Source organism: Sinorhizobium americanum (assembly GCF_001651855.1).
Classification (GTDB): domain Bacteria; phylum Pseudomonadota; class Alphaproteobacteria; order Rhizobiales; family Rhizobiaceae; genus Sinorhizobium; species Sinorhizobium americanum.
The window spans coordinates 17991-42306 of sequence record NZ_LNQC01000078.1; the positions used below are offsets into that span (position 1 = coordinate 17991).

21 protein-coding genes are annotated in these 24316 nt (G+C 58.2%); 3 read left to right on the forward strand and 18 right to left on the reverse strand.

The window, feature by feature from the left end:
• Positions 1–14: 14 nt before the first annotated feature.
• From ATC00_RS27200 to ATC00_RS27230, 7 genes are all read right to left on the reverse strand, one after another.
• Positions 15–827, reverse strand: coding sequence for a DeoR/GlpR family DNA-binding transcription regulator (locus ATC00_RS27200; RefSeq protein ID WP_064255142.1), 813 nt, complete (start codon positions 825–827; stop codon positions 15–17).
• Between the two features lie 295 nt (positions 828–1122).
• Entirely contained in the window at positions 1123–1896 is a 774-nt protein-coding gene (locus ATC00_RS27205) for an SDR family NAD(P)-dependent oxidoreductase (RefSeq protein ID WP_064255143.1), read from the reverse strand.
• A 21-nt stretch (positions 1897–1917) separates the two neighbouring features.
• A complete protein-coding gene (locus tag ATC00_RS27210; protein ID WP_064255144.1) occupies positions 1918–2997 on the reverse strand; it encodes an ABC transporter ATP-binding protein in 1080 nt (359 codons plus the stop codon).
• A gap of 8 nt (positions 2998–3005) precedes the next feature.
• The gene (locus ATC00_RS27215) at positions 3006–3827 is read right to left on the reverse strand and encodes a carbohydrate ABC transporter permease (protein WP_064255145.1); all 822 of its coding nucleotides are present in this window, start codon (positions 3825–3827) and stop codon (positions 3006–3008) included.
• Between the two features lies 1 nt (position 3828).
• The gene (locus tag ATC00_RS27220) at positions 3829–4743 is read right to left on the reverse strand and encodes a carbohydrate ABC transporter permease (protein ID WP_064255146.1); all 915 of its coding nucleotides are present in this window, start codon (positions 4741–4743) and stop codon (positions 3829–3831) included.
• 111 nt (positions 4744–4854) lie between these two features.
• Positions 4855–6168 (reverse strand): ABC transporter substrate-binding protein, encoded by a 1314-nt coding sequence (locus ATC00_RS27225; protein WP_064255147.1) that lies wholly within the window; start codon positions 6166–6168, stop codon positions 4855–4857.
• A gap of 73 nt (positions 6169–6241) precedes the next feature.
• Positions 6242–7498 (reverse strand): ADP-dependent glucokinase/phosphofructokinase, encoded by a 1257-nt coding sequence (locus ATC00_RS27230; RefSeq protein ID WP_064255148.1) that lies wholly within the window; start codon positions 7496–7498, stop codon positions 6242–6244.
• Positions 7499–7887: 389 nt separating this feature from the next.
• On the opposite strand from ATC00_RS27230, the gene ATC00_RS27235 reads away from it, so the two are divergent.
• On the forward strand, positions 7888–8907 hold the full coding sequence (locus ATC00_RS27235; RefSeq protein WP_064255149.1) for a beta/alpha barrel domain-containing protein: 1020 nt from the start codon (positions 7888–7890) through the stop codon (positions 8905–8907).
• Between the two features lie 237 nt (positions 8908–9144).
• Here the strand turns inward: ATC00_RS27235 and ATC00_RS27240 are convergent, their stop codons facing one another.
• The 4 genes from ATC00_RS27240 to pdxR form a co-directional block, all read right to left on the reverse strand.
• Positions 9145–11541: a hypothetical protein gene (locus ATC00_RS27240; protein WP_064255150.1), complete on the reverse strand. Its 2397-nt coding sequence runs from the start codon at positions 11539–11541 to the stop codon at positions 9145–9147.
• Between the two features lie 31 nt (positions 11542–11572).
• On the reverse strand, positions 11573–12523 hold the full coding sequence (locus tag ATC00_RS27245) for a PDR/VanB family oxidoreductase (RefSeq protein ID WP_064255151.1): 951 nt from the start codon (positions 12521–12523) through the stop codon (positions 11573–11575).
• Between the two features lie 5 nt (positions 12524–12528).
• Positions 12529–13020 carry an MOSC domain-containing protein gene (locus ATC00_RS27250; RefSeq protein ID WP_064255152.1) on the reverse strand — a complete coding sequence of 164 codons (492 nt, stop codon included), beginning with the start codon at positions 13018–13020 and terminating at the stop codon, positions 12529–12531.
• A 261-nt stretch (positions 13021–13281) separates the two neighbouring features.
• On the reverse strand, positions 13282–14760 hold the full coding sequence (gene pdxR / locus ATC00_RS27255; RefSeq protein ID WP_064255153.1) for a MocR-like pyridoxine biosynthesis transcription factor PdxR: 1479 nt from the start codon (positions 14758–14760) through the stop codon (positions 13282–13284).
• Between the two features lie 78 nt (positions 14761–14838).
• Between pdxR and ATC00_RS27260 the strand changes: the two genes are divergently transcribed.
• Together ATC00_RS27260 and ATC00_RS27265 are read left to right on the forward strand one after the other, a co-directional pair.
• Positions 14839–16068, forward strand: coding sequence for a trans-sulfuration enzyme family protein (locus ATC00_RS27260; protein ID WP_064255154.1), 1230 nt, complete (start codon positions 14839–14841; stop codon positions 16066–16068).
• A 44-nt stretch (positions 16069–16112) separates the two neighbouring features.
• On the forward strand, positions 16113–17039 hold the full coding sequence (locus tag ATC00_RS27265) for a dihydrodipicolinate synthase family protein (RefSeq protein WP_064255155.1): 927 nt from the start codon (positions 16113–16115) through the stop codon (positions 17037–17039).
• Between the two features lie 206 nt (positions 17040–17245).
• Here the strand turns inward: ATC00_RS27265 and ATC00_RS31720 are convergent, their stop codons facing one another.
• Genes ATC00_RS31720 through ATC00_RS27295 form a run of 7 tightly spaced genes read right to left on the reverse strand, consistent with a single transcriptional unit; the run spans position 17246 to position 24315 of the window.
• Positions 17246–17398 (reverse strand): helix-turn-helix domain-containing protein, encoded by a 153-nt coding sequence (locus ATC00_RS31720; protein ID WP_082912589.1) that lies wholly within the window; start codon positions 17396–17398, stop codon positions 17246–17248.
• 36 nt (positions 17399–17434) lie between these two features.
• On the reverse strand, positions 17435–19534 hold the full coding sequence (locus ATC00_RS27270; protein WP_064255156.1) for a type IV secretory system conjugative DNA transfer family protein: 2100 nt from the start codon (positions 19532–19534) through the stop codon (positions 17435–17437).
• Positions 19531–20559, reverse strand: a complete 1029-nt coding sequence (gene virB11 / locus ATC00_RS27275) for a P-type DNA transfer ATPase VirB11 (RefSeq protein ID WP_064255157.1) — start codon at positions 20557–20559, stop codon at positions 19531–19533. The genes ATC00_RS27270 and virB11 overlap by 4 nt, the downstream gene beginning before the upstream one ends.
• Positions 20540–21757 (reverse strand): type IV secretion system protein VirB10, encoded by a 1218-nt coding sequence (gene virB10, locus ATC00_RS27280; protein ID WP_037382037.1) that lies wholly within the window; start codon positions 21755–21757, stop codon positions 20540–20542. Before virB10 ends, virB11 begins: the two co-directional genes overlap by 20 nt.
• Positions 21757–22566 carry a TrbG/VirB9 family P-type conjugative transfer protein gene (locus tag ATC00_RS27285; RefSeq protein ID WP_064255158.1) on the reverse strand — a complete coding sequence of 270 codons (810 nt, stop codon included), beginning with the start codon at positions 22564–22566 and terminating at the stop codon, positions 21757–21759. The genes virB10 and ATC00_RS27285 overlap by 1 nt, the downstream gene beginning before the upstream one ends.
• Positions 22563–23258, reverse strand: coding sequence for a VirB8 family type IV secretion system protein (locus ATC00_RS27290; RefSeq protein ID WP_037382034.1), 696 nt, complete (start codon positions 23256–23258; stop codon positions 22563–22565). Before ATC00_RS27290 ends, ATC00_RS27285 begins: the two co-directional genes overlap by 4 nt.
• A gap of 25 nt (positions 23259–23283) precedes the next feature.
• Positions 23284–24315 carry a TrbL/VirB6 family protein gene (locus tag ATC00_RS27295; protein ID WP_037382032.1) on the reverse strand — a complete coding sequence of 344 codons (1032 nt, stop codon included), beginning with the start codon at positions 24313–24315 and terminating at the stop codon, positions 23284–23286.
• Position 24316 lies beyond the last annotated feature (1 nt).

Genomic DNA, 24316 nt, shown 5'->3' on the forward strand with positions numbered 1-24316 from the left:
CTTTGGCGGGCACCTCAGTTGTCGGAGGTCATCGGTACGACCGTGATCTTCCGCTCGGTCGCCTTCAACGCTGTAAGAGCGTCAGGCTTGATCCCACTGTCGGTGATGACTTCGTCAAGGTCTGCCACGTCACACAGCGTACAAAAGCCAGCCAGGGTAAACTTGGAACTGTCCACGAGGAGGATACTCCTCCTCGCCGCCGAGATCATGGCACGCTTCATGGATGCTACTTCCAGCGAGTTGTCCGTAAGCAGGGTGCCGCTTACTGCGGATGCCCCGCAGAGACACAAGTCCGCGTGAATCGTTTTGATAAATTCTTCACCCGGATGGCCAGAAAGATTCATGAATCCCGGGCGGACGGACCCCCCAAGCACAATGACTCTCCATGAGTTTACGCCCGCGCAGAATTGGGCGATATCGAGACTGTTTGTAACGATTGTTAGCGGAATGCCCCGCTCCGCAGCTGCCTTGGCGGCCTCCATGACAGTGGTGGAGCCGTCCAAAATAACGCTGTCGCCAGGGCCGAGCCTTTTCGCAGCCTCTCTGCCGATTGCCACTTTCTCTGCATGGCGAAGCTCTGCGTTCACCAAAGCTTCTGCTTCGAACGTGGCTCGCATTGGCTGCACAAGAACTGCGCCACCGTGCGTTCTCTCTAGGTATCCCTTCTCAACAAGGTGCTCCAGATCACGCCGCGCAGTTGATTGCGACCCACCAATCGCATCAGCCAACTCTTGAATACTTGCAGCTCCGTTAGCTCGGAGGTGTTCAAGGATTATGGCACGCCTTTTGGCGGGGACCATATCAACTCGCTTAGCAGGCGCATCCATAGAGATTCTATCTTTTCCCGGGTTCAGTCTGTCAATTTCTATCAGATAGTGTTGCTGCAATCTACGGGACCTGCAAACCTGATCACGGCTGCTCCCGATTCTATCCAGCACAGCCTTGCTCCCTTCCATCGAGCTCTACTCTGCCCCCAACCGAAAACCGGTCCGATGGCGATACGTCGATCCAGGCAGTAGGACTGAAGACGGAAGTCCGGTCGATTTCCGGCACCAAATCCTGGGAAGAAAACGGCGGCCGGTGCCCGCCGCCAGGGTTAACCAGTTCGAGCGTCGGTCCGGGCTACCAGATCGTGTATCCGCAATCGACTACGACAATGGAGCCGGTCATCGCGCTAGAAGCGTCGGAGGCAAGGAAAAGGATTGGCGATGCAATCTCATCGGCGCGGGCGTAGCGCTTCATTGGCGTCATTTCCATCCAGACTGGCATCCGATTGGCTTCCGTGAAGCCACTGCGTGACATTGCGGTATCGACATAGGTTGGTGCGACGCAGTTCACCCGAACGCCGCGCTCTGCCCACTCGGCGGCAAGGCAGCGGGTCATGTGGTGCACGGCCGCCTTTGCCGCGTTGTAATGCACCTGTCTCTGCGGCTTGTTGGAAATAAGCCCAGACATCGAGCCAAGCGTAACAATCGAGCCGCGACCGCGTTCGAGCATCGGACGACCGAATTCGCGGCACGACCAGTATGCTCCATTCAGGTCGACGTCGACGACCTTGAGCCAGACTTCGTCGGTCATCTCTTCGCCGCCGGTATCGGGCCATGCGATCCCGGCATTGGCGATTAGGATATCGACTGCACCGTACTTTTCGTTGGCCGATTTCGCTGCCTCAGACACAGCCTTTGAATCGGTGACATCGAGCACGACGGTATCGACCTCGTAGCCCTTCTCCAACATTTCCCGTCGTCCTGCCTCCAGGACGTCAGCGTTCATGTCAGAAATTATGACCTTAGCCCCAGCCTCGGCTAGCGCCTCAGCGGATGAAAGCCCGATGCCTCGGCCCCCACCCGTGATGAACGCTGTCTGTCCATCGAGCCGATATTTTTCGAGAAACATCTGCAGATTCCTTATGCGTGGTTAGTGTCTGGGTTGAATTCTGATTGCCCGGCCGTCGGGGCCAAAGACATGCAGCCTGTCAGCTGCGAAGGAGACGCGGATCGTATCGCCGACCTGTCCCAACGACGCCTCTCCCGATTTGATGGTCGCGAGCTTTCCATTTCCGATATCAACATAGGTGAGCGTCTCGCCGCCGAGATGTTCGATAACGGTGATTTCACCAGCCAGTGGTCCAGAGGAGTCCGCAGTCAGCGCTTCAGGCCGAACGCCAAGAGTGATTTGCGTGCCCGGCTTCAGTTGCATCGGAACGGAAATCTTCTGTCCACTGTTGAGATGAGCGAACGTTCTTCCGTCGACCGTGGTTGCGGTAGCTTCGAAGAGGTTCATTTTCGGCGACCCGATGAAGCCAGCGACGAAAACCGTGTCTGGGTTCTGATAGATTTCCATTGGCGTTCCGACCTGCTCGATGCCGCCCTTGTTTACGACCACGATTCTGTCAGCCATGGTCATAGCCTCGACCTGATCGTGCGTGACGTAGATCATCGTCGCGGACAGCTGCTTATGAAGCCTCGCAAGTTCGATACGCATCTGAATGCGCAGCGCGGCATCGAGATTCGACAACGGTTCATCAAAAAGGAAGACCTTCGGATCACGGACGATAGCTCGGCCGATTGCGACACGTTGACGTTGGCCGCCGGAAAGCTGCGCAGGACGCCTCTGCAAGAGATGATCTAGCTGCAGAATTTTGGCAGCCTCGTTCACTTTCCGGTCACGCTCAGACTTGTCCACACCGGCGAGGCGCAGGGCAAAACTCATGTTGTCGGCGACAGTCATGTGCGGGTACAGGGCATAGCTCTGGAAAACCATGGCCAGGCCACGCTCGTCCGGACGCACTCGGTTCACGCGTTCTCCGTCGATGAGCAGGTCGCCCACAGTGATCGTCTCAAGTCCGGCAATCATGCGAAGAAGAGTTGTTTTCCCGCACCCGGACGGGCCGACGAGAACCACAAATTCCTTATCAGCAATTTCAAGATTGATCCCGCTGACAACCTCCAACGCGCCGTAGGACTTGCCGATCTGATTGAGTGTTACGCTAGACATGATTCCTCCTACTTCACCGCGCCGAAGGTCAGACCCCGGACGAGTTGTTTCTGTGTCATCCAACCGAAGGCCAAGATGGGCCCGATTGCGAGCAGCGACGCCGCCGAAAGTTTCGCCCAGAAGAGCCCCTCGGGACTTGAGAATGACGCGATAAAGGCGGTGAGAGGCGTGGCGTTTGAGGTCGAGAGGTTGATGCTCCAGAAAGCCTCGTTCCACGCGAGGATGACAGCTAACAGACCCGTCGATGCGATACCTGGCGCGGTCAAGGGCAGCAGTAACATCCAAAATTGCTGCACCGGACGAGCACCGTCGAGGAGCGCTGCTTCAAGAATTTCCTTCGGAACATCCTTGAAGAAGGTGAAGAGCATCCAGACCACGATGGGCAGATTCATCAGCGTGTACATGAAGACCAAACCTGACCGGGTATCGATCAGCCCCGCGCTCCTGAACATCAGATAGATCGGGACCAGGACGCCCACGGCGGGCATCATCTTCGTCGAGAGCATCCATACAAGAACGTCTTTTGTCCTCTTCGTCGGATAGAATGCCATCGCATACGCGGCGGGCAATCCGATGATCAGAGCCAAGAGCGTCGAACCACCTGCGACCACGACGCTGTTCAGAAAGAAATGCGGGTAGTTTGCACGCTCAAAGACGGCGGCGAAATTCTCAAGCGTCGGAGCGAAAAAGAAGATTGGGGGTGAGGCAATCGCCTGGCTTTCTGTCTTGAAAGCTGCGAGCGCCATCCAGAGAATGGGGAATGCCATAAGCAGGCTCAGTCCCCATCCAACGAGTGCCGTCGCGATTTTCTGTCCTGTCGACTGTTCCATATTAGCGCTCCAAGTTGTGGGCAATCGTGCGCACAAGGAAGAAGGCCACGATGTTCGCGAGGATGATTGCGATGACGCCACCGGCGGACGCGCCTCCGACGTCGTAATCAAGCAGCGCCGTCTTGTAGATCAGAAAGGGAAGCGTCGTTGAAGCTTCGCCTGGGCCACCCGACGTCGTGACCAAAATCTCCGCGAAAACGGAAAGGAGAAAAATGGTTTCGATCATGACGACGATGGTGATCGAACGGTACAGATGCGGAAGCGTAATGTTCCAGAACAAGGTCCAACCCCGGGCACCGTCCATTCGAGCGGCTTCAATCTGCTCGCGGTCGAGCGATTGCAGCGATGTGAGGAGGATCAGGGTAGCGAACGGAATCCATTGCCAAGCAACGATAATCCCAATTGACGACAGCGGGTAATTGCTGAACCAGTCGATTGCCGGGAGACCAACCGACTTCAAAACCCATGAAAACAGCCCGTTGACGGGATTCATCAGAAGGTTCTTCCAGACGAGAGCGCTCACTGTCGGCATTACAAAGAACGGGATGATGCAGAAGAGACGCGCGATACCGCGACCGGGGAATTGGGCATCGAGGGCGACCGCACACGCCACCCCAAAAACAACCGTAGCGGCGAGGACACCCACCACAAGCGCGATTGTGTTCTTGATCGCGTTCAGCAGCGCCGGGTCGGTCAGTAGGAACTCGTAGTTATCGAACCAGGCAAAGCCGACGCTGGTCGGATCGAGTAGGTTGTAGCGCTGCACGGAAAACCACAACGTCATGGCCAGCGGCACGATCATCCAGATGAACAGAAGGACAACCGACGGAGCCATTAGCGGCGTCGTATTGATCAGCGGCTCGTCCTCGGCAACGACGGGCCTGGCAAGCGCAGGATTTTTTGGTGACAAAAGCATCGCATTACTCTGTTGTTGATGGTGGGGTGGCAGCTATCGGGAGAACCTGCCACCCCGATGACCGGCGTCTGGGAGAGAACCGCCGGTCATCACTCACCTGGGAGGGTGGCCTCAGTCCTTCAGATAGCCAGCTTGCTTCATTGCGCGGGTGACCAGAGCCTGAGACGCTTCAAGTGCCTCATCCACCGAGGTCTGGCCCGCAATTACGGCCGCCATCTGCTGACCGACTGCCGTGCCAAAGGCCTGGAATTCCGGGATGCCGACATAAGAAATTCCGCGATACGGGACCTGTTCCTGGGTCGCATCGGTCGGGTCTGCCGTCTCGATTGTCTCCAGCGTAAGCTTCGCGAACGGCGCGGCGCTGATGTATTCCGGCGTCTCGTAAGTCGACGTGCGCGTGCCGGGCGGTACAGCCGCCCAACCGTTGGCCTCTGCCACCAGCTTTATGTAGTCCTGCGAGGTCGCCCAGTAGATAAATTTCTTCGCAGCCTCCGGTTCTTTCGACGAAGCCGGGACCGCTAGCGCCCACGACCAGAGATAGTGATTGCCCTTCTCGAACTTGCCGATCGGCGGATGAGCATAGCCCATCTTATCCGCAACCTGGCTCTGCTTCGTATCGGTTAAAAAGCCAGCAGCGACCGTAGCATCAACCCACATGCCGCACTTGCCGTTCGCGAAAAGCGCCAGGGTCTCGTTAAAGCCGTTAGATGCGACTCCGGGCGGGCCGTATTTCTTCAGCAGTTCAACATAGGTCGTGACCCCTTCCTTCCAGGCAGGCGTATCAAGCTGCGGCTTCCAGCTCATGTCGAACCAGCGCCCTCCGTAGCTGTTCACAACGGGCCCAATTTGGCCCATGTTTTCGCCCCAGCCAGGTTTGCCACGAAGGCAAATGCCGTAGACTTCGTTGTCTTTGTCGGTGATCTTCTCTGCGAATTGTCCAATCTGCTCCCATGTCGGCTTATCGGGCATTTCGATACCGGCTTTTTCGAACAGGTCCTTGCGATAGAAGGTCATCTGGCTTTCGGCATAGAACGGCAGGGCATAGAGTTTGCCGTCAAACGAAAGACCATCGCGGACTGATTGCAGAACATCGTCGAGGTTATACTCGACCGGAACCTCGCTGAACTCAGACAGCCAGCCCTTTTCTCCCCACAGAGGCGTTTCGAACATGCCGATTGTCATAATGTCGTACTGACCGCCCTGAGTGGCGATGTCGGTCGTCACCTTCTGGCGAAGCACGTTCTCTTCCAGAATGACCCAGTTCAGTTTGATGTCGGGGTTCTTCTGTTCGAAGTCCTTCGACAACTTCTGCATCACGATCATGTCGTTATTGTTCACGGTCGCAATCGTCAGCGTTGTCTCGGCCATGGCCTGAGTGCCGACGAGCGCCGTCGCTCCCAGCAGCAATGCAGCAAGGGTTTTCATTCTTTCTCCTCCAATAAACCGCCTGTAATCGGCGAATGCACGGACACCACGTCCGGATTACTGGCCCGCGAGCCTAAACCTCCACGCCCGGGGTAATACTTCGTCGTCCAAGCACGAGCAGGCAGCCCGCCGTGAAACTGTCCCCCAGACCGAGTGTGGTCGCCGGTTTTTCGAGGTAAGGGGCAGAACACGCCACAAAGGACCACTCGCCCTTGCGGGCATATCCCTGAAATGGGAGCGGCTCGAACTTTGCGTCCGCTGCAATCGTTACGCGCTCAACTGGCGCACCGGTTGCGGCTCGCGCTGAAGCGATAGCGCATCCCGCCATTAGTGCGCGAAGCTCTTGGTTCGGATCGCACTTTGTGACTGCTGCAGCCCAATTATCGGCGTGAACGCAAACTCTATTCAGATTCAGACGCTCACCCAAAGCAATCATAGCCTCCATGGGCTGTTGAGCGTCCGGATGCAATGTCAAGAGCTCGGACTGGCTCATGCCGATGGACGTCACCGAACCGCGAAGAGCACCAAGAACCAGGTTAAGGGCCCCCGAAGACGAATAGCCAGCCAACTCAAAGTGAATGACCTTTAGCCCAGCGTCTCGCCAAGACCGCGCCAAGGTGAAAACCTTCTCGGAAGCTTCTGGCAATTGGTCGAAAGACACGTCGTTCAGACCCGACAACAGTCCTGCCGCCGCGCTCGAAGCCAACCCCGTCGACATCGAGTCAAATTCTACGTCGTTCTGCAGGCCACGGTCGATGAACCGCACAATGATGCGAGAAGATCGACGGCACGCGACATCTGCAACGGTTTTGCCAGCTGTGTATTCAAAAATGAACGTTTCGGGCACCGTCTGCGGTGAAGGCGTGACCTCATCCGCCTCAATGAGCTTGCCATCCTGAGCTACCAGCACTCCCCGGGGGATTTGCTGCAGCATCAAGCTATGTCGGTCTTCCAATGCGATAAGAGCGCTCGCCCCAAGTTTTGAAAGCACCCATGCCGCCTGGGGTCCAGTTCCGCCTAGAGCATGCCGAACCTTGACGTTTGTCCGTATCCACTTGGGTCCGTCTGGCCAGTCGAACTTCACTTCCCCACCGACGCCCCGATCAGCTCGGTCTTTCAATAGACTAAAGAGAGCGCCAGCACGGGAGTGGGCAGGTGAAGATGCCAAGGCTTCCATGTCATGCATGTCGACGCGAGCGTCCACCACGGAACTCATTCCGCATAGAAACACTCCCAAGCGCAGCGTCGTCGCTTCTCGTCCAGAAGTGGACAGAGCGCCAACAAAGCCGGCGTACCGTTCGGGCCAATTTCCCGCAATTGCATCATTCATGCGCTTCCTCCCGCGACTTCTTTTCCCTCGGCCGCTCGGTCTTGCTCAATATCTATCAATCTTTGCCAGATTGTCAACATTTCTGCCAGAGAATTTGCATCACGCACCAACTTTCATCACCGTTTATCGTGAGTGATACAGACAGATATTCGGCGCGACATAAGCCGATTACCCGGGGGATGGGTCAAAAAAGCACGAAAAAACGGGTAGTTACGCAAGTTTAATCTGCGATAGCGGGCGCTATCAAGCTCCTTTGGCATTTTCTCTCAACGTCGCGGGCAGTTAGAAAGAGATTGACAGAATATGGAATTTTCCGTCTAATTGCCGCGAACGTTGTGACTACGTGTCCGACAGCGACAACCAACAACACCCAACGGAAGAGGTACCCAATGAGCAGCAGACTCGATAGGAAGCTGGCGAACATCCGCGCCGGAAAATACACGCGTTCGGATTTCATCATCGCTGATGCCAAGGATAGCGATGTTGGCGCGGGCGTGACGGCGACCGGCTTCGACTGGTCTGGCGAGACCCCACGTCGCCGCAGCCGTCAGGAGTTCCTCGACCAGATTGAAGCAATCATAAATCAGGATATCGTGGACATCATGCTGCTTTCGCAGTCGAACCTGGAACTGCTGCAGGAGCGCGGCGCATTCGTTGGCTCGGAAATCAAGCCTGCCATTCGCGCCAACCTTGAAAGTATGTGCTGGGGCGCTGTTCGCCATGGGAAGTACACGCAGACAGCGTCGATTCCCTTCCGTGATACGAACATCGCTCGGGCGATGGCGAACTATCCGACCTCTGGAACCGACCTGGGACTCTATTCCGTCTCCTTCAGCAACGATCTTGAAGCAGATGCTCGTTCGCTGAACGCATTCGCCGACTTTCGGGCCGAAGCGGCAAAGTACGGTTTCAAATACTTCTACGAGGTGTTCAATCCCAGCGTTGACACCGGCCTAACCCGCGAAGAGATTGGCGAATTCGTCAACGACAACATTATCAAGTCGCTTGCAAGCGTGACCAGGGCAGATCGTCCGCTGTTCCTAAAGACGGTGTACAATGGCCCCAAGGCCTTGGAAGAGCTGGTTAATTTCGATTCAGAACTCATCGTTGGCGTTCTCGGCGGCGGAGCCGGTACGACCCGAGACACCCTGGAGCTTGTTTCCCAGGCGGAACGGTACGGCGCTCGCCTCGCTCTCTTCGGCCGTAAAATCAACCTGGCGGAAGCTCCACTGCAACTGCTCGTGCTGATGCGGCAGGTGGCTGATGGCTCAGTCGACCCGGAAGAAGCGGTTCGTGCTTACCATGGCGAACTGCAGAAGCTCGGCATCAAGGCAGCCCGCAGCCTTGATGAAGATCGCAAGATCACCGAAGAAGTCCTGAAGCCTGCAGCAAAGCTCAAGGCTGTCTAATTATTTAGTTAGACCAATCTGCACGAGCTGACGGCCTCCGTCGGCTCGTCTTTTGCTTCTCGACGACCCGGTTCGATATGGTCTGCGATTTGGTAACATCCCACCTCACCTCGAACGTCCAGTACAGGCCCTCTTACAACGAGGCTGTGCCGCCAGACAATGTCGTTGGAGTAGATCTTATGCTGACGGGAGTTTCGATTTCGCTCTCCCTGCGAGAGTCTTGGCGTCGAACTCCCCCTAGGGAAGAGCTTTCAGATAGCGGACATCTCGCCCGGCGCTGACCGCTTGCGCCGCATGGATGATGGCATTCGTATCCAGCCCATGATGGCGGTAGAGGTCGGAGATTTTCCCCGTTTGCCCGAAATGCTCAACCCCCAAGGGCTTGACGCGATGTCCATAGACGCCACCGATCCAGGCGAGCGTCGCAGGATGACCGTCGATCACCGTGACGATCCCGCAGTCGCGTGACAGCGGCGATAGCAGGCGCTCGATGTGGCTCATTGCACCGGTTTCGCCCCGTTGTCGTGCGCGCTCAGCCGCCTGCCAGCCTGCATTGAGACGGTCCGCAGATGTGATCGCGAGAAGCCCGACATCCCGTCGGTCTTCGGCCAGAAGTCCCGTTGCGGTAATCGCTTCGGGGGCGATGGCGCCCTGATAGGCGATGATCACACTGGCGTTCGGCCCAGGTCGCCGCAACCAGTAGGCACCATTAACGATATCGCCGGGCAGATCAGCGCTCATGTTGCGAACAGGCTGCTCCAGTGGGCGGGTGGAGAGGCGCAGATATACCGATCCGCCGGTCTGATCGCGCAGCCAGGTGACCTCGTCGGGATCGCCTTCCCCGTTGCGCTGCATGTAGTCGAAGGCGAACCGCATGATGATCGACAATTCGTCGACGAACGCCGGCTCAAAGGCGCATAGTCCGTCCTGCGCCATACCAATCAACGGCGTGCCGATCGACTGATGCGCCCCACCTTCGGGAGCGAGGCTCACACCAGAGGGCGTGGCAACCAACATGAAGCGCGCATCCTGGTAGCAGGCATAATTGAGCTGATCGGCCGCCCGGTAGATGAAGGGGTCGTACACGGTTCCGATCGGCAGGAGACGCACGCCATTGATGGAATGGGACAGGCCAAGCGCGCCAAGCATGATCATGAGGTTCGACTCTGCGATGCCGAGTTCCAGGTGCTGGCCCTTGGGTCCGAATGCCCATGTGTAGGTGGAGGGAATGCGCTCAGCCTTGAAGATGTCGGCCATGGTTTCTCGGGCAAAAAGCCCGCGCCGATTGACCCACGGCCCGAGATTGGTTGAGACGGTGACGTCGGGAGAGGTGGTAACGATACGCTCAGCAAGCGGCGTGCCATCACGCGCAATCTCGTTGAGGATTTGGCCGAATCCCATTTGCGTCGAAACCGGCTTGGCAGCTTGCCCGGGCGAGGGGAGTGCTTTCGGAACAGGCACCGTCGGTGCTGACAGTCGGCGTGGGCCCTCACGAAAGAAGGGAGCCTTAGAAACGAATGCCTCAAGCTCCGTGGGAGGCAATGTTGCGGCTCCCCACTTCTCCCATTCTGCGCCAAGCCGCACGCCCTTCTGTTGGCGAAAACTCTCCATCTGCGAGAGCGTCATCTGCCCGGCGTGATTGTCCTTGTGGCCGGCGAGGGGCAAGCCATAACCCTTGATCGTGTAGCAGATGAAACAGACGGGACGGTCGTGGCGGGAAGCTTCTTCGAAAGCATCAAGAAGACTCGGCAAATCATGCCCGCCAAGATTGACCATGAGCGCCTGCAATTCGTCGTCGGATCGTCGGTCAATCAAGGCCGTGACGGGTCCCTGATCTCCGATCTCATCCAGCAGGCGCCTTCTCCAGGCTGCCGCGCCCTGGAAGGTCAGGGCCGAGTAAAGCTGGTTCGGGCACCGCTCGATCCAGTCCCGCAGCTTGTCGCCGCCCGGCTCGGCAAAGGCCGCTTCTTGGAGTGAGCCATGCCGCAGGATCACTACGTCCCAGCCGAAATTCGTAAAAATTTGCTCGAATCTCTGCCAAAGCCCCTCGCGGACGACCGCATCCAGCGACTGGCGATTATAGTCGACGATCCACCAGCAGTTCCGCAGCCCGTGTTTCCAGCCTTCGATCAGAGCCTCATAGATGTTGCCCTCGTCCATTTCGGCATCACCGATCAGGCTGACCATTCGTCCTTCCGGGCGGTCCTTCATCCAGCCATGGGCCGACACATAGTCCTGGACGAGGGAGGAAAAGAGCGTCTGCGCCACGCCGAGGCCCACCGAACCGGTCGAAAAGTCAACATCGTCGACGTCCTTCGTTCGCGACGGATAGCTTTGAGCGCCCTTGAACCCCCGGAAATTTTCGAGCTGTTCACGGGTCTGGTTCCCTGCCAGATACTGAATGGCGTGGAAGATCGGGGCGGCATGCGGCTTGACAGCCACGCGGTCCTGCGGACGCAGCACCGCGTAGTAGAGCGCCGTCATGATCGTGCTCAGCGAGGCCGATGACGCCTGATGGCCTCCGACCTTGATCTCATCGCCCTCGCGAGTGTGGTTGGCATGATGGATCGTCCATGCTGCAATCCAGGAAATGCAGCGCTCGATTTCCTGCAGGTAGGCAATATTCGGCCCCATTCAAATCCTCTTCGGTGTCGATCTGATCTGTTCACAAGTCGAGTTTGAGCACGCCGGTTGCCCGTGAGACGCAGGGTATGAACCTGTGGCTCCGAGCGTCCTTCGACAAGACGGCGTCCCGGTGAATAGGCTGTCCCTCCAGAATACCGCACTCGCAGGTGCCGCAGACGCCGTTTTCGCAAGACGCCATCACCAACACCCCTGCCTGCCGGATAGCAGCCAGCGCCGAGGTCTCGGCCGGCACGGGAACGATTGTTCCGTTGCGCAGCACGATCGTGAACGGCTCAGGTGGCGCATCATCGGATGCTGGAGGCTCGAAAGCCTCGAAATGCACTGAATCTTCTAGCCAATGTTCCGTGGCGCGAGAGACGGCGGCCATGAAGCCGGGCGGGCCGCAGTAATAAGCCTCCGCGTTCGGAGGCTGCTTCGACAGGAAGGCGCCAAGATCTGCGCGCGTCTCAGCTTCATCATCGAAATGAAGCCGCACACTGGTTTCGTCAAGGTCCTGCTCGATCATCGACAGCAGCGGAGCGAACGTGCGGCTGCGTGTGAAGTAATGCAGCTCAAAGGGCCTGTCCGCGCGGCTGAGGACGCGCGCCATCGCAAGGAGAGGCGTGATGCCGATGCCACCGGCCAACAGCAGAATTGGCCCTTCTCCTTCCTTGAGCGGAAAATGATTGCGCGGCGCAGAGACATGCAGTTCGTGGCCCACCGTGACCGTGTCATGGAGCCACGCCGAGCCGCCACGCCCCTCAGGCTCTCGTTTCACCGCAATTGTATAATGTGTGAGATCGGCCGGATCACTGCAGAGCGAATATTGCCGCACGCGCCCATTAGGCAAATGAACGTCCACATGAGAACCGGGCTCGAAGGAAGGCAGCAGAGGTTTGCGTGGATGTTTCAGCTCAAGCACAAGCACGTCGCCTGGCTCCTTGTGGGCGCCAGTGACGATCAACTTCATGATGATGCGGGGCGAAGCCATAGAGGTCAGTCCTCGATCGGGAGGATCGGATCGCCCGGCCGGATCACGCCGCCGACCTCGATCGCACAGTTCAGCCCCGAGCGGTTCAAGAGCCCCTGGTAGAGACCGGGAATACCGAGCAGCTCTTCGATGTACCTGCAGGGAAAATTCATCCGTGCCGCGCGAAGCACCGTTTCGCCAACCCGGAAGCGCTTGCCGACGAGATGGTTGAGCGGCACGCCGCGCGTGGTCAAATTGCGCCGGTGATCTTCAGGCGCCAGCGTCGCCTTGAAGGCAGGCACTTTCGGCTCGCCCTGGGCAAGTGCTTCCAGAACCTCCATCTCGATCAGAGTGACGTCACGCACATCGGGTTTTGGGGAGTATGTGCCGGTGCCGAGATAATAGCGGTCACCGGCTATTCCGCGGCCAGCAATTAGGTGCGCTTCTTTGAGCTCTTCCATTTCATAAGACGCCGCTGGTGCGATGTGAATGTGAAGCAGTGATCCCCGCCAAGTCATGCATATACCCTTATGGCGTCGCCACCTCGAACCGTCAGATGAGACCATGCCCCCGCCAATCGTCATGCCTTCAGCCATCGGACGCGAACATCGATCGGCGATGAGATACGTTCTGATCTTAGATAATCTGGCGGGGAGCTGGCTTAATCGACAGTGCCAGTTTGAAATGATCTTGCCGGTCCAGTTCTCTCCCCCGGGGGAGACCGGGCTCCCGGCTTCGGGTGCAGCTTCTTCCGACGTGCAGGCGTGGCCTCAGCGTGCTCAGCGCTGTCCGTGCCTTTGCTTCACCATGTCCACTGCTTGAGCGAGGAGCGCTACCCCCTTCTCGATCTCCCGGGTGGTCAAGGCCGAATAGCCCATGACCAGCCCGAGAGGAGCCTCTATCCCGTCTTGTGCTTCCGGATCGTGAAGCGGCGAGATACCGTAAACGCCGATGCCCAGTTCCCGCGCTGCTTCTCCGAGAGCGTCTTCGCAGAGCTTCGGCAGCTCCTTGAACCAGACCACGACATGCAGTCCGGCATCGGCGCCCTCCACGGCAATCCGCTCGCCGAATAGACGCTGCAAAGCGCGCAGCAATATCTCACGGCGCTCGCTATTCAGCCGGCGTACCCGCCGCACATGCCTTTCATATGCGCCGCTTTCGATGAAGGTAGCCAGGGCTTCCTGGTCGCTTACCGGCGAGTGCCTGTCCGACAGTTGCTTGGCTGTCGCGAACACGTCCTGCAATTCCGGGGGCACAACAAGATAGCCGATGCGCATCATCGGAGACAGCGTCTTGGAGATCGTGCCAAGATAGATGACATTGCTTCCGCCTTGCAGGCTATGGAGCGGCGGCACTGGGTTGATATCGTAGCGGTACTCGCTATCGTAATCATCCTCGATGACGTAGACGCCCTTCTCTTGTGCCCATTCGAGCAGTTGATGCCGACGGGAAATCGGCATTACGCCGCCCAACGGAAACTGATGCGACGGCGTCACATAGGCAAGCCGCGCCCGAATGTCCGAAAGAAGCGCCGTTCTCAAACCTTCTGCATCAACGGCAATCGGAACCGCCCGTGCGCCCGTGCTCGCAAAGATCTGGCGCGCCATGCGATAGCCAGGATTCTCCATGACGAAATGGTCGGAACGATCGAGCAGCACCCGGGCACTGAGATCCAGTCCCTGCTGCGAGCCGTTCACGACGATTATCTGGTCCAGATCGCAGTGCAATGTTCTGGCGCGCCAAAGATAACCCTGAAGAGCCTGCCGCAGACGCCGCGACCCTCGAGGATTCTCGTAAGCGAGTCGGGTGGGTCGCCGGGCCATCACCTCGTTCATTGTCCGCTTCCAGGCAAGTGTGGGGAAGTCGGATGGCGCGAGATCGCCATAGCGGAAGTCCACAGTGAGCGAACTCGGCAGATAATCCGGCCAGGGCGGAGCGGCACGAAGCCTTTCCCCGTAGGCTGAAAGGCGTGTCTCGTTTTGCCGTTTCTTCCGATCGGCCGGCTTTTGTCCAAGCAGCAGGGCCGCTACGCGCGGACGTGCGCCCTGGCGCAGCTCGATGAACCCTTCGGCTTCAAGCTGCTCATAGGCAACCGTCACCGTCGTTCTCGATACACTGAGCTCGCTTGCAAGGCATCGTGATGACGGCAGTTGCCTGCCCGACTCATAGACGCGCTCAAGAATCTGTTTTCTCAGCGCCTCGTAGATCTGGCGCGCTCCCATCCGCCCGGTGGGCTTCTTACTTTTCAACTGGCCCATTTTCTTTCCGCGAAACTGGAGATGTTCAGCACGCCAGTATGCTGCCAGTTTAAGCGGAAACAAGAGGATCCATCACAAATGACTGATACCAGCGACCTTGGCGACATCCGCGGACACGCGGATCATTCGAGCAACCTCGGCTTTGATACCCGGGCCATTCATCATGCCTTCGATCCTGCCGGCTTCTCAAGAGCGGTCAAGCCGCCGGTCTTTCTGACATCGACCTATGGATTTGAAAGCGTGGCCGAGAATGACGCTGCTGCCGCGCTCGGCGGCCGGCTCTATGCGCGCGAATACAACCCCACCACTGAGATTCTCGAACAGAGACTCGCCAATCTCGAAGGCGCCGAAGCTGGCCTCGTCTTATCGACGGGAATGGCCGCCTTCGGCACATTGGTCCTCTCTTTGCTGTCGCAGGGAGACGAGCTTGTCGTGCACAAGACGCTCTATTCCAACACGGTCGCCATGGTCGAGCAGGGGCTTCCCCGCTTCGGTATCAAGGTTGTTCCGGTAGACCTCTCCGAGCCCGGAAAACTTAATGCAGCAATCACCGAGCGGACCCGCCTTGTTTATTTCGAAACGCCGGTCAATCCGCTGAGCGCCATTCTCGATATCGCCGCCATTGCCGAGCAAGCCCACGCGCGCAAAGTCAAGGTGGCGGTCGACAGCACCTTCGCCTCGCCGGCGCTGCAGCGTCCTCTCGAATATGGCGCCGACCTCGTCCTGCATTCGCTGACGAAATACATCAACGGGCACGGTGATACGCTTGGCGGTGCATTGCTTGGCGATGCCGAAACCTTGCACACGCTGCACGAGACCGGCTTGCGCTATATCACCGGCGCGACCTTGTCGCCGCTTTCGGCGTTCCTGATCCTGCGCGGCCTCAAGACACTGTCCCTGCGGATGGAGCGCCACAGTGCTTCGGCGCTAAAGATTGCCCGCATGCTTGAAGCCCATCCGGCGGTCGCCTGGGTGAGTTATCCTTTCCTCGAATCCCATCCCGGCTTCGCGACCGCCCGCAAGCAGATGGCGCAGGGGTCCGGCATGCTCGCCTTCGGCCTTCATGCCGGCTTCGACGGCGCCCGGACAATGATGGACCGGCTGAAGCTGCTCACCCGGGCCGTGAGCCTGGGCGACGCAGATAGCCTCATCTATCATCCGGCCAGCCTGATGCGCGCGCGCCAGTCCATCCGCAAGGATGCCCAGCTGGCGGACGGTGTCGGCGAAGAACTGATCCGTCTCTCGGTCGGCCTCGAAGACGTCAATGACCTGATCGCCGATCTGCAACAGGCGCTTCAACCACTGTGATGGGCCAATGTGCCTGCGAGTAAATGCAAACTCTGGAGTATGAAATGGCTTTTTTGAACGGGCTCTCCGCATTTCCCATCACTCCCAGTGACCGCAATGGAGTCGTAGATACCGAAGCTCTCCGTAAACTCATTGCCAGGCTTTGCGCCGCAGAGGTGGACTCGATCGGCCTGCTCGGAAGCACCGGAACCTACATGTATCTGTCGCGAGAGCAACGCCGCAGGGCGCTCGCGGCGGCTCTCGAGGAAACACAAGGGCGCAGGGCGGTCGTCGCCGGTGTTGGCGCTTTGCGAACTGACGAGGCGATCAGGCTGGCTCAGGACGCCAAGTCGCTGGGTGCGGCCGCCGGATTGCTTGCCGCGGTCTCCTATGCGCCGCTGAGCGAAGACGAAGTCTTCGAGCATTTTTCGGCTGTGGCTCGCGAAAGCCGCCTGCCGATCGTCATCTATGACAATCCCGGAACGACCCATTTCCGCTTCTCGCCGGCGCTTGTCGCCCGTCTCGCCCACGTGGCGGGCATCGTTGCCATCAAGAACCCGACCGACAAGCCCGAAGAGATCGAAGCGCATCTGGCAGGCCAGAGGAGTACGACTCCGCAGGACTTCTCGATTGGATATAGCGGCGACTGGAATGCGACCGAAGCGATTATATGCGGCGCCGATACCTGGTACAGCGTGCTTGCCGGGATCATGCCGGATATCTGCCTGAGGATAGTCCGGGCCGCTCAACAGGGCGATATGGCTGAGGCACGTCGCCTGGACGGCCTGCTTGTCCCCATCTGGGACCTCTTCAAGGAGTTTTCCAGCCTCCGTACAGTCTATGCGATTGCTGACATCATCGGCGTATGCACAGGCGAGCCGCCGCGACCGATTCTGCCGCTCCCTGATCCGGCAAAAGCGAAGATCGCGACACGCCTGTCGCTTCTCGAACGGAACCTGGCTTTGCACGACGCGATGTCGCCTATGGCGTAAGAACTGCCGCACTTAGAGGCGGGGCGAGCTCACGCTGAAGTCGGCCGACAGCGAGCACCTCTTTCCAGCAGGTTCGTCGGTACTGGCGCGGACCGAGGAGGAGCATCCCTATTCTTACCTGCGGGAATGATGAATTGCGTTTTGTCATGGCCGCGGTGGAACTGCAGCGGCCACACGTAAGGACAGTCATACCGCGCTCTGTTCCTTCAGATGCGATAGAGCTGTGCGCGGCTGATGCCGAGCAGCTCGGCGGCACGACGCTTGTTGCCCCCTGTTTGTTCGAGGGTAGCCCGGATTTCTTCCTTCGCCTGCGTGACCGCTTTCCACAACGCATTGCAGCCTTTCCGGATCGCGTGCATGATTGGCCGCTTAGGGTCGGAAGCGGTCTCCGCAAGCTATTCGGCCGCAACGCCAACTTCGACGGGATCAGGCACGGTTGCGCTGAAGATGTCCATGATGTTGCGGCGCTTGGTCGGAGATTTGTCGCCAAGCTTCTCAGCTTTCGTCTCGACCACTTCCTTGAGCTGCGCGGCCTTTGGTTTGAGGCCCTCCTCGATGGCCTTTATCCGGGCTTCCATTGCATCAAGGCTTGCAGATGCTTCCGCACCACCCGTTTTTGCAGCAGTCGCCTTGGGCTTCGGGCGCAGCGCCTTTTTATTGACGGTGCGTTTGGCAGGTGCTGCAGCTTTCGCGGCTGCCGCAGGTTCTGCCTTGACCGGAGCCGCTTCCGCCGCGGCGACCGTCAAAGGCTTCTCCTCCGTTACTGGCGCCGGCGCGGCAATTTCGACGGAAGGATCTCCCCCCTTGGCATATTCCGGAGTTGTCGCCGGAACGGGTTTCGGTGACAGATAATCGACTTCCGGCACTTGCGGGATGTTGGCCTGAGAAAACACCTCGGCTGATTTGAAGGGCTGTGTTTGGAAGAAGCGAAGCTTTTCACCAAAGATCGGCCGTTGTCCTTCGATGAGCAGGATCATCTTGTTTTCCGGCATTTGCCGGACCTCCTGCGGCATCATCAGATCGCGTTCACGAATCTGCTCTACCTTCGTGCGACGAGGCAGGCCCATCAGTTCGATCGTGCGGGATTCCGACTGGTAGCGGATCGTGCGCTTTCCGAGCGCCCGGGATGCGTACTCGGCTGTGGCCTGATCGTTGGCGCCGAGGACGAGCTGATAACCACAATTGCCGAGCAGGGAATGCCGGGACGTTTCGCCGTAGATCTCGTCGAGGTTCTTCAGATCCTGGATGATGAAGGCGAGCTTGATATTATAGCCAGCCACATAGGGCAGCTTGGTCATGATCTCGTCCATTCGCTTCAACTGCCGGAACTCGTCGAGCAGGAAGTAGACGGGGAGCGAATTGGGATCGTGCTCGAGCGTGAGGATATCCATTACCTGCTGCACAAACAGGGTGAGGAGAGGGCGCAACAGAGTGATGTCGGTGATGTTCGGCGCCAGGTAGATCGAGATTGGCCGGCGCTTCATTGCGCGCAGATCCATGTCGGTGACATTGGTCGCGGCAATGATCCTCTCGTTCTTGAAAGGCCGCATCGCCTTTTGAATGTCCATGAGAGCAGAGGCGGCGGCGCGTTCCGATAGGGCGATGTAGGAATTGAAGCTCTCGACGGTGAACTTCGAAAGGTCGGGTTCCTTTTCCTTGATGTATTTCATGAGCGCCTGGAGATCGACGCCGCTGTTAAAAAAGGAATTGACCTCTGCGAGGTTGCGCCGGTCTTTGTAGAAGTGGCTTTCCGTGATGTAGCTGATCACCCCGGCAAGGACCTGTTGCGCGGTCGCTTGCCAGACCGAATTTTCCGATTCCGTGTTCTCAGGCACAAGAATGCTGGCGATGTTTTGAATGTCGGTCGTGCGATTGCCGCGCTCCGGCCGGATAAAGTCCAGCGCGTTATAGCTGTTGGTTTTTTCGGAGCCGGGCGCAAATAGGAAAACCTGGCTGCCGTTCTGACGGCGATAACCCGCCGAGGCCTTGAACACTTCGCCCTTGAGATCGGTGACGATCATCGAGCCTTCGTGCATAAGCGCATTGGGGATCACATAGCCAGCACCTTTACCGGAGCGCGTCGGGCCGATGATTAGATGATGCCGATCGTCCTTGGTGCGGAGAATGTTCCGTCCGATCCGCCCGAAGATATGGCCCTGTTTGCGGAACCATTTCCCGCGCCGAAGCGAAGCCATGTCCCGAAACGCGGCATCCCCCAAAGGGCTGCTCGTCGGCTTCAGTCCGATGTATGCGACGAGGCCGGCCACCAGCAGCGCCGGCACTACCGAACCAAGCGCGACCTTCTGCAGCGCAGGGCTCGTTTTGTAGTGCCAGAACTGTTGAATCGGAGCGAAGGGATTGCTCGTGATTGTCGTTTCGAGGATCCGACCGTCCTTATAGAAGAGCTGAAGTCCCAGGCCGTACCCGAGCATCCAGACAACGAACGCTATCCCGACGCAAAAAAGCAGATAGAAGGCCTGGAGCTGCTTCGTCATGCTTCATCCCGGGCGAAGAAGATCTCAGAGACCCCGCGCTTGCCGCCTTCACGGCGGAGCTGGATTACGATCGGGATGACCATCTGGATATACGACATCAGATCCTGCTTCGAAAAACCCGCCGACATGCCGGCTTGCTGCATCATCATGGCGAGCTGTTCATAAGCGCCCATCGGCGTATCGGCGTGAACCGTCGACATGCTGCCGGGATGGCCGGTGTTGATTGCCCGGAGGAAGGAAAAAGCCTCTGCACCCCGAATTTCCCCGACGAACAGGCGATCCGGCCGCATGCGCAGCGATGACTCGAGCAGGCTTTGAATGGTCACGTCTGCTGTGCCCTGGTCCCCCTTCGACGCGATCAGATGAACGGCATTTGCTTGCGGTGGGAAGAGCTCTCGCGTGTCCTCGAGCGTGATGATCCGCTCATGCGGATCGACGCTCTTCAGGCAGGCATTGAGGAAGGTCGTTTTGCCGGAGGAAGTGCCGCCACTGATGAGGATAGAGACTCGCTTGGTGATGGCCGTATGGATGAAGTCGTAAATCCGATTGGCGCGCAGATGCCCTATCAGCTCGCGATCGATGTCGCTGAGGCCGCCGACGGCTACAGAGACCTTATCGAGTGATCCGTTGTCGCGATACTCCTCGAGCGTGAAGTTATTGACCACCTGCTTGCGGATTGAAATCGAGCCACCTTCTGGCGCCGCCGGCGGCAGAACAATCTGTATGCGCTCGCCGGTTGGAAGCGCGGCACTCAAAATCGGCTTGGAGCGGCTGATAAACTGGTTCGTCGCAGCCGCAACACGCTCGCCGACGTTCTGGATTTCATCGCCCGTCAGGGCGTCGATTAGATGATGCTCCATATAATCGGCGCCAAACCGCTCCACATAGATATGGCCTGGTTTGTTGACCGCGATTTCCACGACCCTGGGATCGTCAAGAAACTCTCTGATCGGTTCGAGAGCGCGGTTGAGGAAATAATGGGGATCGCGTCTGATCGTAGTGGTGTTACCTGCGGCGATGTTCACGTTGAATCTCCTTCATCGCTTCGGTGACCGGGTCGTCATACATGGCGCTGAAATCGAGGTCCTGGCGTACGTAGACAAAGATCCGCTCGCCCTGGCTGACGCTGATGGTGGGAGGAATCCGCAGGTTTTCGCTCAAGGCCTGGTTCGCCATATCCGAGAACGTCTCGGCGATGGTTTCGCGGGCGAGTTCCTCGCCACGTTGTGCCTCGCTGTTGTTGTCGCCGAACGCCTCGTCGCTTCCGTAGCCGGTCAGGAAGCTGGCGCCGGCGCCGACGACCGAAAGCATGATTGCTGAGCCGAACCTCTCGCGCCATTTGTTGTCGACATGGCCGGTCAAGCCCGAGCGCCCCAAGCTATCGGTGCCGATGGAGTTGAGGCGCACCGACACGCCATCGTCGCGAATGAGGCGGGTCCAGATGACGAAAATACGCTTTTGCCCGCGGGTGATCTCGGACTGGTATTCGCCAATGAGGCGCGTCCCGGTCGGGATGAGGACGCGCCGCCCGTCGAAGGAATAGACGTCCTGCGACGTGATCGCCCGAATCTGGCCGGGCAGATCGCTGTTGATCGCGGTCTCGAGGATGCCCGGGATCAACGTTCCTTCCGGTATCATGGCGTCGATGCGTTCGATCTGCCGCGCCTTTGCGCTCCGATCGGCGAGACTCGAGGCCGCAGCGAGGTATTTGCTGTTGCGGTCTTCGCCGGCAACGCTGAGTCCGGGTTCGTCTTCGCCTGGAAAACGGCCATTGCCGTTGCCATTGCCATCGCCTTTCTGATCAAGCGAGATCAGACCCGACTTATAGCGTTCAGGAAACTCTTCGACAGGCGCAATCTCGGGCGTGGCTTCAACGACCTCTGGTGGCGGTGGAACCTTAAACTCCGTGGTATCGGCGGGCTCTTCTTCAACTGGCTCCGGAGGAGGGGGCAGATTGATGACTGCAGGCTCTATCTCCGGCTTCGGCTCTTCTTGCTCACGAACGAATGACGGCGGCCGGAAGGTGGTCGTCTGAAATTCTTCGTCGCTATCGGCGACGTCACGCGGCTTTTCTCCTGCCGTGGCAAGCACGAAATAGGCGGCGACAGCGCCCCCCAGGAGCAGGGCGGCCATACCAATGGTTTGATTGCGTCCAGCGTTTCTGTTGCTGACGGCCGTCTCATCGGCCGCCGTCATGGCCTCAAGTTCAGGGCTGCGCTTCATCAGTTGCCGCTCCTCCTACGTTTCGTCGCCTTGGTGTCAGGAGCCGGACCGAGAATGGCACGATTTGGAGCGCCGAAATCGGGCTTGCGAAGGTTAAAGATGCAGGTCCACTGATTGCTCTCGCGCAGCGTGTATTGCGTCGCGACACCATCGACGACGATGTATTCGCCCTCCTTCCGGAAATTGCGCAGCGTTTCGGAAAAGTCGGCCTGGACAGCGAAAATCGCCGGGACTCGGCTGCCGAACTTGAAGAAGGTCTTTTTCCCGTCGTCAAAGATCACCAAGGGCTTCAGCGCCGGGTCACCTGAAAATGAATAGTCGATGTTGACGTTGGCCTTATCGACATTCGACATGTTCGGGTTTGCCGTCCGGTACTCAGCTTCCTTGCGGAGCGCGGCATTTAGATCCTTCTCGGGATAGACGAAACGGATCCCGAACACCTGCTTGCCATCTGTCGGAGCATGGTCGTTGAGCTCGAGGAAATAGATCCTCTTGCTGGTCACGACATTCATGTTGGTGGCGACGTTCCTTGCGATAGGCTTCACGAACAGAATGTTGCCCTTCTCGGAAGGGGCAACCTGCCAACTGTCGGTGTCGCCAAGCGAGATCGTTTCGAACTTTTCGTCCTCGTCAAAGATGATCATGGTGGAGATGCCGTAGGTGGCAGCGACCTTCACCACGTTATTGGACTGATAGACGACGCTGGTCACGCGCGAATCGAGGCTGCCCGGGCGAGGTGCCTGCGCAGCATAGGCGTGAGTCATCATCGCGGCCGCGCAGGCCGCGGAAAGCAGGAGGCGTTTGATCATTCCTCACCTCCAGGCGTAACCGTTTCTTGATCGCGACGGTAGTTGTAGACCTGAAAGCCTAAGGGGTTCTCGAAGCGCCATTCATTGGTCGCCGGCGTGTCCGTATAGCGATAGCGAACGACCGAAATGTAGTGCCGGACGATCGAATCCGTGTCCGATTTTTCGGTCGTCGAAAACCGGACCAAGGCCGTGCTCGCATTGGAGAAGGTGACGGACTTGATGTCGACCGTCACCCTCTTGTTCTTGCCGAGGACCTTTGCGGGATTGTTGGGATTTGCCGCGCTGTAAAGCTCCTGCAGCTCGCGGGCCGCATCATCAGTGGAGAGTAGGGCGGCGATGCCAAAATTCTGCTCAATCGCGAAAGGGTCGTAGCCTTCGCGAGATCGAATATAGCGCACGACGTTCGCCTGCGTGACCGCCTGTTGGTCGGTCAGCTTGGCGGACCTGGTTAGGCCGGTCTTCACCTCCATATAGCCGGTGTTCTTATCGACCTCGACGATGTACGGCTCGAAGCTCTTCAGCGGAACGAGCATCACCAATGCTGTCAGTGACAGCAAGGTAATCGCGCCGAAAATCATTGTGACGAACCATGCGAGCGAGCGCGATCGCTTGGCCTTTTTGACAATCTCCTGTTCCCAACGATCGCCGTCCTGAAAGTAGCTCCGAAGAGCTGCGCCATTCGTTTCTGCCATTCGTTCTAGCCCTTAAATTCGCGCCTCAGCGAGGCATGCTGTTGCTGCTAATGCGGTTCTGCATCGCCTCAGCACTGGCGTTGCGGATATTGTCTCGCATCCCGCCGTGTATCCGTTCTCGCATTCTCATACCGGCGTCGCCCGCGCCTCCGGCGAGCTGGCGCCCCATTCGCATGGCTGCAATAGGAGCGGTGATGCCGGTAAATCGACCAACCGACTTTGCGATAGTGCCAACGCCAGCAGCCATCCCACCGACGATCCCTTGCGCAAGCGTCTGAATATTGACCAGCACGAAAGCCCCCGCCGCGCAAAGCAGCAGAAAGCCAGCGACATCAGAGAGCTGAATTTCTTTGTTCCCTGCAGCATTCGTCAGCTTTGTAAGCTCAGGGTCCAGGGCGGTTATGAGAAACGCCGCAATCACGTACACGAACATCGGCATCAGTGCGTACAACAAGACTTGCTGAAACCAGCCGTATCCATAGTTTCGGGTCGGCTCGAAAAGCATGCAGGCGATGAAAATCGGGGCGGTTCCTATAAGCACCCACATCATTACCTTCGCCAGAAGCAGGATCGCCAGTGCAACCGCAATGAAGATGAGTGCGCCGAGCATGACGACCACGCCCACCAAGGACGGGAGAACCGCGAAATAGCCAGACTGTTCGGCAAACTCGGATGCTGCTTGGTTCGCAGATCTCCAAATCATGGAGAGACCGTTTGTCGGCTCGGTTATCCCGGTGGATGCAGCGGTCAAGAGTGCGCGGCCGACATCTTCGGGCGCGTTGTTGAGCCAGCTATAGAAAAAATCGTTGAAGTGATCCCACTCGCTGATGAGCCCGAGGATCAGCATCATCCGAACAACCCTCGTGATCACCTCGCCAACGCTAATCCGAGAGGTACCCATAACGAGTTGAACCCCGTAGTATGCGACGTACGCAAGGAACATGACCTGCAGCAGCGGCATGATTTCATCGCCCAGGACGCGATATGCCTGGGCGCTGAATGTTTGGCCTGTGTCTTCGATTCTTTCGAGAAGTTGCCCGAGGAAGTCGCCGCCCATG